Annotated in this window: 10 protein-coding genes; 6 read left to right on the top strand and 4 right to left on the bottom strand. The window is 36.1% G+C overall.

Going from position 1 to position 11,877, the window contains the following annotated elements; translation table 11 throughout:
• The first annotated feature begins 90 nt into the window (after positions 1-90).
• Positions 91-2,982, top strand: coding sequence for an ATP-dependent DNA helicase (locus PTQ27_RS09880; protein WP_273748846.1), 2,892 nt, complete (start codon positions 91-93; stop codon positions 2,980-2,982).
• Positions 2,982-4,979: a tetratricopeptide repeat protein gene (locus PTQ27_RS09885; RefSeq protein ID WP_273748845.1), complete on the top strand. Its 1,998-nt coding sequence runs from the start codon at positions 2,982-2,984 to the stop codon at positions 4,977-4,979. Before PTQ27_RS09880 ends, PTQ27_RS09885 begins: the two co-directional genes overlap by 1 nt.
• Positions 4,980-5,146: 167 nt before the next feature.
• Here the strand turns inward: PTQ27_RS09885 and PTQ27_RS09890 are convergent, their stop codons facing one another.
• Positions 5,147-6,010 carry a LysR family transcriptional regulator gene (locus tag PTQ27_RS09890; RefSeq protein WP_273748844.1) on the bottom strand — a complete coding sequence of 288 codons (864 nt, stop codon included), beginning with the start codon at positions 6,008-6,010 and terminating at the stop codon, positions 5,147-5,149.
• Between the two features lie 98 nt (positions 6,011-6,108).
• Between PTQ27_RS09890 and PTQ27_RS09895 the strand changes: the two genes are divergently transcribed.
• Entirely contained in the window at positions 6,109-7,059 is a 951-nt protein-coding gene (locus PTQ27_RS09895) for an NAD(P)H-dependent flavin oxidoreductase (protein WP_273748843.1), read from the top strand.
• Positions 7,060-7,204: 145 nt separating this feature from the next.
• On the opposite strand, the gene PTQ27_RS09900 is transcribed toward PTQ27_RS09895, so the two are convergent.
• Together PTQ27_RS09900 and PTQ27_RS09905 are read right to left on the bottom strand one after the other, a co-directional pair.
• A complete protein-coding gene (locus tag PTQ27_RS09900) occupies positions 7,205-8,107 on the bottom strand; it encodes an aldo/keto reductase (protein WP_273748842.1) in 903 nt (300 codons plus the stop codon).
• An 83-nt stretch (positions 8,108-8,190) separates the two neighbouring features.
• The gene (locus PTQ27_RS09905) at positions 8,191-9,087 is read right to left on the bottom strand and encodes an AraC family transcriptional regulator (protein ID WP_273748840.1); all 897 of its coding nucleotides are present in this window, start codon (positions 9,085-9,087) and stop codon (positions 8,191-8,193) included.
• A 129-nt stretch (positions 9,088-9,216) separates the two neighbouring features.
• Between PTQ27_RS09905 and PTQ27_RS09910 the strand changes: the two genes are divergently transcribed.
• The 3 genes from PTQ27_RS09910 to PTQ27_RS09920 all read left to right on the top strand — a co-directional run bounded on the left by PTQ27_RS09910 (position 9,217) and on the right by PTQ27_RS09920 (position 11,050).
• Positions 9,217-9,669, top strand: coding sequence for a ferritin-like domain-containing protein (locus PTQ27_RS09910; protein WP_273748839.1), 453 nt, complete (start codon positions 9,217-9,219; stop codon positions 9,667-9,669).
• Positions 9,670-9,683: 14 nt separating this feature from the next.
• Positions 9,684-10,475, top strand: a complete 792-nt coding sequence (locus PTQ27_RS09915; protein ID WP_273748838.1) for an HpcH/HpaI aldolase family protein — start codon at positions 9,684-9,686, stop codon at positions 10,473-10,475.
• Positions 10,476-10,618: 143 nt separating this feature from the next.
• On the top strand, positions 10,619-11,050 hold the full coding sequence (locus PTQ27_RS09920; protein WP_273748836.1) for an organic hydroperoxide resistance protein: 432 nt from the start codon (positions 10,619-10,621) through the stop codon (positions 11,048-11,050).
• 235 nt (positions 11,051-11,285) lie between these two features.
• Here the strand turns inward: PTQ27_RS09920 and ssb are convergent, their stop codons facing one another.
• Positions 11,286-11,810 carry a single-stranded DNA-binding protein gene (gene ssb / locus PTQ27_RS09925; protein ID WP_273748835.1) on the bottom strand — a complete coding sequence of 175 codons (525 nt, stop codon included), beginning with the start codon at positions 11,808-11,810 and terminating at the stop codon, positions 11,286-11,288.
• Positions 11,811-11,877 lie beyond the last annotated feature (67 nt).

Consider the following 11,877-nt stretch of genomic DNA (forward strand, 5'->3'; position numbering starts at 1 on the left):
AAACATTAGTTTATGATTGTAGGGAATTTAAAGATTGAAGTAGGTTGGCTGTAAAGTGTAATTCTTTTTCAAGATAATTGAAAAGGGAAATTGTTAAAGCAAGTATTCTTTGATAACATTTCTCTTATTCTTAGCCGTAATATGGGTTTTAACGTGTATAATAAGCAAACTTCAAATTTTAAACTTCTAGCAGACATTGAGCCTGAATTAGCCGAATTTGGCAAGGGAGCGGAATATTATATTTATTCTGATATTCAGTCATCTTTAGTAAAACTTCGTTGCTTTTCTGAAAAGTTTGTTGCGATCTTGTATCGTCAGCTTCATTTGAAAAATGATGCAAATATCTCTCTTATTGATCGAATGAATAATGCTCATTTCAAAGAAAGTTTGCCTATTGAAATTCATCAAAAATTACATTTATTACGCATGAAAGGTAACCATGCAGCTCACGGAAGCATACCTGATAATGTGAATGAGTTTGAGCTTATCGGTTGGGTGCGTGAAGCTTATTTGTTAGGTAAATGGCTTTATATTAGTCGTTTTCCTGAAGCAGATTATCCACATTTTGAAAAACCGATTAAACATCGAAAAGTACTTGATGAATTAGAGCAAGCCAACCTAAATCTACAAGCTGAAATTGAAAAACTTAAACAAACAGAGCAAAAACTAGCCTTAAAAGCTGAAAAACTGCAATCTGAACTCGAAGAAAGCCAGCTTGAGTTAGTGCGTCAAAGCCAAATTGAAAAATACCAACAGGCGACAGCTAAAACCGATCTTGAGCCTACAGTTACACTTTCTCAATTCAAATTAATTGATGCTTATAATGAATATCAGCTCACAGATGGGCAAAAAACGCTTGTTGCTTATTTAGAAGCATTCTTGCAGGACAAACAGAAAGATGCTTTTCTGTTAAAAGGTTATGCTGGTACAGGTAAAACCTTTATTATCAAAGGTTTCACGGATTATCTTGATATTATTGGGCGAAATTATATGCTTGCTGCTCCAACTGGGAAAGCCGCTAAAGTGTTGGGAACAAAAACAGGGAAAGAATCAAGTACTATTCACAAAGCTATTTATTCCGTAGATAAATTAGTTGAATACAGAGATGAGAGTCAGCCTGATACTTATAAATTTTATACGGATTTTAAAGTCAATGATAAGTCGGCAGATTGCATCTTTATTGTTGATGAAAGCTCAATGATTTCAGATAGTTATATGGATGGCGAATTTATCCGTTTTGGATCCGGCTATTTACTCAAAGATTTACTGAAATTTATTAATATCGATCAAAATAACCACAATAAAAAAATCATCTTTATTGGCGATGATGCTCAACTTCCGCCGGTACAAATGAGCTATTCTCCAGCGTTAAATCAGGAGTATTTGAATAATCATTTCAATTTAAACATTTCAGAATATGAATTAACAGATATAGTTCGTCAAAAAGCAGATAGCGGTATTCTAAAAAATACCCTTCCTTTGCGCAAATCATTACAGAAAAAAGTCTTTAATAAAATTCAATTTGATATTAATAATAAAGATATTTTTGAAATTAAATCTGATCAAGTTTTACCTGCCTATTTACAAGCCTGTAATAATCAAATTAATAATGAAGCTATTGTTATAGCCTATTCAAATAGAGTAGTAAATGAATATAATCTTGCTATTCGCCAGCACTTTTTTCCTAATCAGAAAAAAATTACTGCAGGTGATAAAGTTATGGCTTGTCGAAATAAAGATCATATTTCTAATGGCGATTTTGGCTTAGTCAAATGGGTCAGTTCTGAATCTGAAATACATCCTATCAAATTAAAGCGAAAAAATAAGAAAGGGGCTATTGAAGAAACGATAGTAGAGTTAGTATTTAGAGATGTGTCTGTTGGCTTTCGAAATGAAACAGGGAAGACACTTTGGGAACAACGCAAAATTATTGAAAATTTGCTTTATTCATCTCAGCCAACTTTAAGTTCTGATGAGAATAAAGCACTTTATATTGATTTCTGTATTCGTCATCCAGAATTAAGTATGAAGAAAAATCCAAAAGAATTTAAATCTGCTTTAATGGGAGATCCTTACTTTAATGCATTACAGCTTAAGTTTGGCTACGCAATTACTTGCCATAAAGCTCAGGGTAGTGAATGGAATAAAGTATTTGTAAACTGCAAGGCTCATAAAAATGAATGTACACAAGATTATTTCCGTTGGATTTATACTGCGATTACTCGAACAGCAAAAAATCTTTATTTAATTGAGCCACCTAATATTGGAATTACAAGTAAATTGAAAATCATCGGTATGCCTGATATGCTTGAACCTCCTATTACTGAAATTACAAACCAAAAAAGTGAAATGGAAAATGAAGAAATTTTAGATTTAAACCCATTAGAAACTATAATATTTAAAGATTTAGATGAGAACTTAGCTTGTTCTGATGTTGGAGCTAATCTTTCTGGGATATCAAAACAAATTTTCAAGAAAATTACTGCACTTTTACCTGATTTAACGATTACTCAAGTTGAACCTAATTATTATCATGATATTTATCAAGTGAAATTCAACAATGAAATGGCTCGTTTTAAAGTGCATTACAATGGAAAACAAAGAATTAGCAAAGTAATCGCAATTAAAGTACCTGAAAGTTTACAATGGATTATGGAACAACTTTCTGCTCTGGAAAATCAGTTGATTACAAATCATATCCCAAATAAAGAAGCAGTAAAAGAAATTCATTTTATGGAAGATTTCTTAAATGAATTTCATCAATTAATAGCTAGTTGTGCAGAAAAATATCAGTTCAATATTCTTGATTGTAAACAACAATCTTATAATCAGCGTTATTCATTTGAACAACAAGGGAAAGTAGCTGTAATTGATTTTTGGTATAACGGTAAGCAGCAAATGACTACGGTGCAACCGCAACCAAATTTAAGTGATAAAACTTTTTTATCGCAAGTGATCCAATGGATTAGTGAGGTTAAGTAATGAGTCTGTTGAGAAGGTTGACAACAAATAGCTTACAACAGGTGAATCAACCACAACAAAAAAAAGAGTCCGTTTCAAAACAAATTTTTGCAGAACGTAAAAAAGGTAATCTTGATCAAGCCTATCAAATGGCTCTTGAAGCAATGAAACAAGGTTATGATGAATGGACAGAAAAAGCCTATGCTTGGACTTTAATTGATTTGATCAAACGTGATATGAGATTAACGCATTCAGAAATGTTGCCTATTTATATTGAGCAACTGGAACAAATTGAAGTTGATCAATCAGATGATATTCTGTTCAAGCAAAAACAATATACTCTCAATTTAAGCGATCCACTGCAACCACAAATTCAACAAGCTAAAGAATTAAGTAAAAATCATCAATATCATAAATCGGTAAATCTATATTTACGCTTATTAAAACAGCGTCCAGATAATATTGAATTACAAACTAGCTTTGCTTGGGATCTCTATCGTCTTGCTAAACTTGCATTAGAACAAAATCCGATTAAAATTGAAAATTTTAAACGCTATTTTGATGAATATCTACGATTAAATACGGAAAAGCCATCTTCATTACATCATTGCTATTTATGGTTGGCTTTAAAGTTATTGAATATGGAAAAAATATCTGATGAAGAAAATATTGATTTTTCGGATTTTATGATGAAATGGAAAATTACTCATTTACTTCGTGAAGATTACCAACCATCCTATTATGAAGATAAAAATGGAGAAAAGAGAGAAAAATCACCTTTAGCTTTGAATGTATTCCGAGCTATTTTCAAATCAGGGCTTGCCCATAAAAATCAACAGACATTAGCCGCACTTTTACCTGAAATTGAAAAACAAAGTCCCCGAATTTGTTCAGATCTGATTTGGCTAAAATGGGATCTTGCTAAAACCTATCATTTCTTGGGAGACTATGAGCGTTCTCAAGAACTCACAGTTAAATTATTGAAAATTAAGCCTAATGAATATTGGCTATGGGATTTTTTAGGAGATCTTTATCAGGCACAGCAAGATATGTCTTTAGCCTGCTATGCAAAAGCACTGCTTAATCAAAAAGATATTGGTTTTGTGTATAAAATAAAAATTAAGCTCGCTAAATTGTTTATTGCTCAGAAAGAATATAAGAAAGCGAAATGTGAGCTTGATGAAATCATTCATTATAAAAATAGTAAAGATGAGAAAATTCCTAAAGCAGTTGAAAATTTGATGTTGGAACCTTGGTATAATGATACACAAGCCACAGATTCAAACAAAAATATCTATATTCAAAATGCCCCTACTGCTGAAAATTTGCTTCATCAAAATTTACCTTGGGTTAAAGCAGTATTAGGTGATGTTTTTGAAAATAATGGTAAAAAAAATCGTAAGCTATTCTTAAGTTTAGATAAGATTCCATTAGAAATTTCAGTGCCTGATAATAAAATCACTTTAGCAAATAAAAAAGTCAATACAGCTATTAAAGTCAAAGGTGAAATGCAACAAGGTCGTTTCCATCTTTACATCGTTGCAGAATGCTTAGAGCAAAGTGAGATTTTTCCGAGTTACCAAGCGGTTGTTACCTATATTAATCAAGAGAAAAAAATGGTTAATTGTTTGGTCGATAAAAATTTTGACTTTGCAATTCCGCTTACTGAAATAAAATGTAATGTGAATGTATTAGATGTACTTGATGTTACCCTTTCTACTCATACTACCAAAGATGGCAAAAAACGTTTTAAAGCTCATCAAGTTAAACTATCAGATAAGCCTGTTCCTACTCTATTGAAAGAATTTGATCAGTCTGTAGAAGTATCTAGCGGTAATGGCTTTACAGATAATGATATTTTCATCCCTAAAAATTTGGTTTCTGCTCATAATATTCTTGATGATGCTCAAGTAAAAGGTTTAGCATTGTTAAGTTTAGATAAAAAGAAAAATCAATGGGGTTGGCGGGCAGTTAAAATTATGGATGTTAAAGGTGGTTATGATGATTGGGATGATTAATAAACTTAAGGTATCGCAATATGTTTTTTATCATAACTAAATAATTGGCTATAATAAAAATATTGTATAAGCCAGATATTATGTATTCTAGTGTTGAACATTTTGAGTACAATATTTATGTAGCGGAGAGTACTATACAAGTGATTTAAAGCTTTGTAATATATGCCTTAAGCCACTTCTCCCACCACAAACTCCACAAACGCCCTTACCACACTCGACGGATAGCGATGTGCCGCATAGAGCATTGTTAAAGCAAATTTGGGGCTATCGAAATCGGGTAAGATCGGTACCAAACCATATTCTCGGGTTAAATGTTCCACAGAGTAATCCGCCAATAAACAGACTGCTTTGCCTTGTTTTGCCATAAACTCTACCGCAAAACTTTCGTTACTAGCGAATAGATAAGGTAAATTAAGCGTTTTTTTACCCATATTGATTGATAAGGTTTTTTCGCCTTTTCTTGCCCAGCCAGCCAATGGAAAATTAGCAAGATCCTGCACTGTTTTAGGCATACCTAATTGGGCTAATAAATCAGGATGAGCTACCCATTTTGCCTGCACATCTAATACTTTTTTGGCAATAAACTGATCACCGTGTAAATCGCCCATACGAAATGCGACATCTATGCCGTCAGCAGTCATATCCAAAAGATTATCAGTTAAGGAACACTGGATTTGAATATGCGGAAATTGGCTTTGGAATTCGGCAATCCATTCCAGCACTGGTGTGCAGTTTGGTGGGGCAGAAATACGTAAAATACCTTTTAATTCAGCTTGTTCTTCATTTAGCACTTGGGCGGCATTCACTAAATTATCAATGGAAAGATAAACCTGTTCATACAGCCGTTGCCCAGCGATTGTGGGTTTCACGCCCGATTTAAAACGATCAAACAGTTGAATATTGAGTGATTTTTCCAGTTCGGCAATCTGACGGCTGATGGTTGCAATCGGCACATTCAGTTTTTCCGAGGCTTTAGACAAACTGCCATCTTGTACGACGGCAACAAAAAGGCGAAGGGCATTGAGGTTCATAATATTCTCATTTTTGGAAAGTATTTTTCCATTTTAGGTGGTTCTTATTTTAATTTCAATACAATAAAATTCACCCATCAAATTTATAGGAGAAAATTATGCAAAACCGAATTACTGAAATTTTAAATATCAAACACCCGATTGTTCAAGCTCCAATGTCTTGGCTGACCGATGCCCGTCTTGTTGCAGCTGTTGCGGAAGCTGGTGGCTTAGGATTTTTAGCACCACACGCAGGGCAGACGACGAATCCGAATTTGAATGAAGAAGTGATTGAGCGTATGCGTAATGAAATTCGTAAGGTGAAAGCCTTAACGGATAAACCTTTTGGCGTGCCATTTATTTTATCTTACGATTTCTCACTGATTCCGCATATGGTTAATTTGTTTATTGAAGAAAAAGTGCCGGTGGTGCTAGATAATGGTTCGCTTGATGCTGAAATTTATGCCGAATTCAAACAGGCAGGCATTAAAATTATCTGTCGTTTACCTAACCCAAATCTGCCAGATGCTTTAAAAGCTCAGGAATTAGGGGCAGATATCTTAGTGCTAACGGGCTTTGATGAAGGCGGTACGTTGCCGATGAAAGAAATGGGTAGTTTTTCTGTGTTAGCGGAATTTGTCGGCAAGGTTGATTTACCTATTATGCTAGCAGGTGGCGTGGCTGATAGAAAAGCTGTGCAAGCAGCTTTCACATTAGGTGCGGAAGGTGTATGGGTTGGTACAGCGTTTATTGCCACTGAAGAATGTCGTGCAAATGCAAAAGTTAAAGAATGGATTACTCAAGCAACGGCAAATGATCTTTTATTATTCCGTACAGAGCCTTACTACTATCGTTCTTTACCAACGGAACTTGCGAAAAAATGTTTTGAAATGAGTGAAAATGGAGCAACTCGTGCGGAAATTGCCAAAGTAATGAATGCAGGCACAGGAATGCGTTTAGGAATGCTCGAAGGCGATTTTGAAAACGGCTATATTTCACTTGGTAACGGCATTTCGTCAATTCACAAAATTAAAAGTGTAAAAGGCTTAATTGATGAGCTAATGGGCTAATTTAAGTTGTATTTTACAAGCGGTTATTTTTCATTGGAATTTTACTTGTGATTTTGATTTGTTGGTAAAATCAACATCAAATATCAGCATTAGTAGTAAAATTTTTCAGAAAAATGACCGCTTGTGTTTTTCGTATTACAAAAAATCAAGGAATATCAAAGCCTTGAGAAGCAACATAAACCTTAATCCATTCTTCTTCCGTAAATGTGATTTTTAGTGCATCAGCCGCATTGCGAACTCGTTCAATATTCCCCGAGCCAAGAATCGGCATAATATGGGCAGGGTGGCTTAATAGCCAAGCAAGTGCCAACACATCTAAACGATCTTCATCTTTAGTTTTGCCAATTTCAAGCAACTGAGTGGCAATCGCAATGCCTTGCTTATCCGTTTTATCAAATAAACGCCCTCCAGCAAGTGGCGACCAGGCCATCGGTTTAATACGTTTCTCAAGTAAAAAATCAAGAGAACCATCATCAAAAGCATTAAGATGTAATGGCGATATTTCAATTTGATTGGTGATTAAAGGTTGTTTCACATAAGATTGAAGCATTGAGAATTTGGCAGGGGTGTAATTTGATACCCCAAAATGTCTTACTTTGCCCGCTTGATGTAAAATTTCAAACGCTCGAGCAATTTGCTCTGGATCGGCACAAGGGGATAAACGATGAATCAGCAAAACATCAAGCTGTTCGCATTGTAATTGTTGGATAGAACGCTCTGCCGACCAAACAATATGCTCATAACTATTATCATAATAATGGCTTTTTATTTCAGGTAATTCTTGGTTTGGATATAAAATCCCACATTTAGACACCAGCGTCATTTTCTCTCGCAACGATTTATCTAACGCTAAAGCTTGTCCAAAACAACCTTCAGTTGTAAAACCACCGTAACAAGCTGCGTGATCAAAGGTGGTAATGCCCAATTCTAATAATTGATGAATAAAAGTGAGCGTTTGTTGTGGTGTTTGTTGCCATTTGTCTAGTCGCCAAAAACCTTGAATTATACGACTAAAAGAGAGGTCTTTTGTTAAAGAAGTATATTGCATAAGAAATCTCCGTGGTTAAGATTTATCTAAGAATATGTTGGTGTTTCAACTATCCATAATACAACGCTGAAATGGAAATGCAATTAACGATGTGGTTTGAAAAGCTGTCTTTCAGATAGTTTAATCTTACCACTCGGCACACTACCAAAATAACGCTTAAATTCCCGACTAAACTGGCTAGGGCTTTCATAACCGACTTGATAGGCTGCAGTAGAAACAGGCAAATTTTCTTCCGAAATCAACCGCTTAGCTTCCATTAAACGCAACGATTTTTGGTATTGCAATGGCGAAAGTGTCGTGTGCTTTTTGAAATGGCTGTGAAAACCAGACAATGACATTCCACATAATTCCGCAAGGCTTTCAACAGTAACTGTTTCGGTATAATGGGCTTTCAGGTATTCGGTAGCTTTAGCGATTTTTTGCGTGTTAGAGCCAAAACTCACCATCTGTTTAAGCTTACCCCCTTGTTCGCCTGTGAGCAGGCGATAGTAAATTTCCTGCTGAATTAGCGGTGCAAGAAAAACTACATCATTTGGATTTTCGTGCAAGAGTAATAAGCGTTCAAAAGCATTTTCTAACTCTTCATCTAAATGCCATCGCCCGAAAGCGGTCGAATTTTCTGAAGAATTTGCAAAAAGTGCGGTTTGTTCCAGCAGAATTTTATTCACTGCTTGCAGATCGATTTTCATCGACATAATCACCGACGGATTTTCCATACTGGCTTCACGAATCTTGCCACACATTGGCACATTCACAGGGCAGAACATAAAGTGTTGGTTGTCGAACAGATAACATTGCTCCCCTAGTTGAACCTCCCGTTCGCCCCGAACTACAATGCAAATACTTGGCTCTTGGATCACGCTGTCATAAGCAAAAGGGTGATCGCAATGAACAATAGTCAAACCTTGAATTGGCGATTGAAAAGTTTGGTTTTTGGGAATGACATTTAATAAGCGTTTAAAAATTTGTTCTGTAAACATAATTATTTGGATAAATAGGCAAGTGTTTTGGAGGAATAATATACCCTATATTTTTCAAAATCAATATACTAAATCCATTCCAATAGGGAACAGATAAAATAATTACTAATGTAATTGAAGGAGAATAGTATGAGCAATAACAAACAATTCGACATTTTAAAAGCAATGGCTAAAACGTGGTTTGGTAATTCACAACAGCACAGTATTCACGCTGAGATTATCCGCCAGAAAGGGTTTGCAAAATTAGCTGATAAGATACAAGCAGAAGCTGAAGACGAATGGCAAGAAGCTCAACGAGTAAATGCCCGTTTAATTGAAATTGGCGGAACACCTGTAGTGGCAATGGACGATTTTCCTGTGATAACCGATATTCGAGAACAATTAGAATACGACTATAGTGAAGGCATAAAAGGAATGGTTGAATTAAATGCATTGTTAGCAGAATTTGCCGATGATTACATTACACGCCGTATGATTGAAGAATTTATTGTAGATGAGCAAGAACATACTAACTGGCTTGCGGAACATTTAGGCTTAATCGAACAAATTGGTTATCAAAATTACTTAATGAAACAAATGTAAGAAGGGACAGAACAATGCGAGTATTAGACAAATCATATTTACATAACACTTTCAAACAAGCAGTTTTACAACACCAAACCCAAATTGGTTTCGGTTTGGTATCAGGTTCAGCAGTGAATGCGGAAATTGTGGCAGCTTCGGGCTATGACTTCCTTTGGATTGATGGCGAACACGGGCCGAACACGATAGAAACGATTATCGACCAAGCCCGAGCCATTGCTCCTTATGGTAGCCACGTGGTGGTACGACCGTTGGAAGCCGACCGTGCGTTAATCAAACAGTTATTAGACGCTGGTATTCAATCAATTATCGCACCAATGGTGGAATCGGGCGAACAAGCAAAATATGTTGCAGAATCAATGTATTATCCGTCTCGTGGTAAACGTGGTTTTGGTGCTCCGGCTGTGCGTGCAGGGCGTTGGGCGAGATTGCCTGAATATATCAAACACGCCGAAGACGAGCTATTTCTTGCAGTGCAAATCGAAAGCAAAAAAGGTGTAGAGAATTTTGCAGAAATTGCTACCACAGAAGGTGTCGATGCCATATTTTTAGGCCCAGCAGATTTAGCCGTGGATATGGGGTATTTCGGCGATTTTTCCGGCGAAGAAATGCAGGCGACTATTGAAAAACTAATTAAAGGCATTAGAGCATTAGGCAAGCCGGTCGGCACTATTGCGGGTTCGCCAGAAGAAGCGAAACGCTATATTGATTGGGGGGCAAGTTTTGTAGTAGTCGGTGCAGATACCGTTTTTCTTGCAAATGCGGCAGATAGTATGTTAGAAGCCTGCCAAAATTTGAAAAAATAACCGTAGGGACAGGGTTTTCTTCTCCAGACGATAAATAAATTTGTAGAAATAGGCAAGTATTTTAGAGAAACAAGCTACCGTTTTGAGATTGTACTCAGTTAAAATACTTGCATTCCAATTTAAATAAGACAAAGGACAACATTATGAAAATTTTTTATCACACATCAGCAACAGCAACAGGCGGTCGAGATGGTCGTACCCAAGTGGATGATGGCTCTATCGGTTTTGACTTAGTTGGTTTTCAAAACGAAAGCGGTAAAATCGGCACCAACCCCGAACAACTTTTTGCAATGGGCTATGCAGCGTGCTTTGATAATGCAATCATTCACATTGCACCGACATTAGGTATTAAACCAGCCAAACATTCAACAACCGTTGGTGTGGGTATCGGTCAAAAACCGGACGGTGCATTCAGCTTTGAAATTGATATTACCATTACAGTAGAAGGGTTGAGCTTAGAAGATGCAAAAACATTAATCGAAAAAGCACACGCAACCTGCCCATATTCTAACGCTACTCGTGGTAATGTGGATGTACGCTTACACGTGAATGTGGTGCAAACTTTTGATTTGTAATTGATAAATACCATCTGGAAGCGATGTTTCAGATGGCATTTTGCCTATATGATTCACTGCTGGCGGTCGGATTTACCCAAAAGTTTGTAAAAAATGCCCGCTCTTTATTTATCCAACAGAGAGGGCATAGCAATGAAAAATGTATTAATCATTTCAGTCCATAGCAATTTATTCCATTCAACCGCTAATGCTCGTATTGAGAAGTGAAATTTACAATTCCTTATTTATATGTAACTTAGAACGGAATATCATCATCAAAATTATTCATAGCAGGCTCTGCCTGTGGAGCAGGTTTAGATTGTTGTGGTGCTGTATTTGATGATTGGTTGTAACCGTAGTTGCTATTGCCTTGATTATAATTATTACCTGCTGGTGCAGAATTACCCCAACTGTCTTGTGATTGACCACCAAAACCAGCGTTATCGTTACGTCCGCCTAGCATTTGTAAGTTATCGATTTGGATTTCAGTTGAATAACGGTCTTGACCGTTCTGATCTTGCCATTTACGGGTTTTTAATTTACCTTCAAGATAGACTTGTGAACCTTTACGCAAGTATTGCCCGATAATTTCTGCCGTCTTACGAAAAGCTACGCAGCGGTGCCATTCGGTAACTTCACGACGTTCCCCCGTCATTTTATCATTCCAAGTTTCAGATGTTGCCACACTAATATTTGCCACAGCCTCGCCGCTTGGCATTGTACGCATTTCAGGATCGTTACCTAAACGTCCAACAATAATTACTTTATTTACACCGGCCATAAAATCCTCTGTTTTTTTAAATAAATAGATAAAAAATTAGGAATTATTCTACCTGAAAATTAGAAAT

The organism is Mannheimia cairinae, from assembly GCF_028649535.1.
GTDB classification, from domain to species: Bacteria; Pseudomonadota; Gammaproteobacteria; order Enterobacterales; family Pasteurellaceae; genus Mannheimia; species Mannheimia cairinae.

Coding starts and splice junctions, on each gene's coding strand:
- PTQ27_RS09885 (WP_273748845.1), top strand. CDS start 2,982: ATGAGTCTGTTGAGAAGGTTGACAACAAATAGCTTACAACAGGTGAAT.
- PTQ27_RS09890 (WP_273748844.1), bottom strand. CDS start 6,010: ATGAACCTCAATGCCCTTCGCCTTTTTGTTGCCGTCGTACAAGATGGC.
- PTQ27_RS09895 (WP_273748843.1), top strand. CDS start 6,109: ATGCAAAACCGAATTACTGAAATTTTAAATATCAAACACCCGATTGTT.
- PTQ27_RS09900 (WP_273748842.1), bottom strand. CDS start 8,107: ATGCAATATACTTCTTTAACAAAAGACCTCTCTTTTAGTCGTATAATT.
- PTQ27_RS09905 (WP_273748840.1), bottom strand. CDS start 9,087: ATGTTTACAGAACAAATTTTTAAACGCTTATTAAATGTCATTCCCAAA.
- PTQ27_RS09910 (WP_273748839.1), top strand. CDS start 9,217: ATGAGCAATAACAAACAATTCGACATTTTAAAAGCAATGGCTAAAACG.
- PTQ27_RS09915 (WP_273748838.1), top strand. CDS start 9,684: ATGCGAGTATTAGACAAATCATATTTACATAACACTTTCAAACAAGCA.
- PTQ27_RS09920 (WP_273748836.1), top strand. CDS start 10,619: ATGAAAATTTTTTATCACACATCAGCAACAGCAACAGGCGGTCGAGAT.
- ssb (WP_273748835.1), bottom strand. CDS start 11,810: ATGGCCGGTGTAAATAAAGTAATTATTGTTGGACGTTTAGGTAACGAT.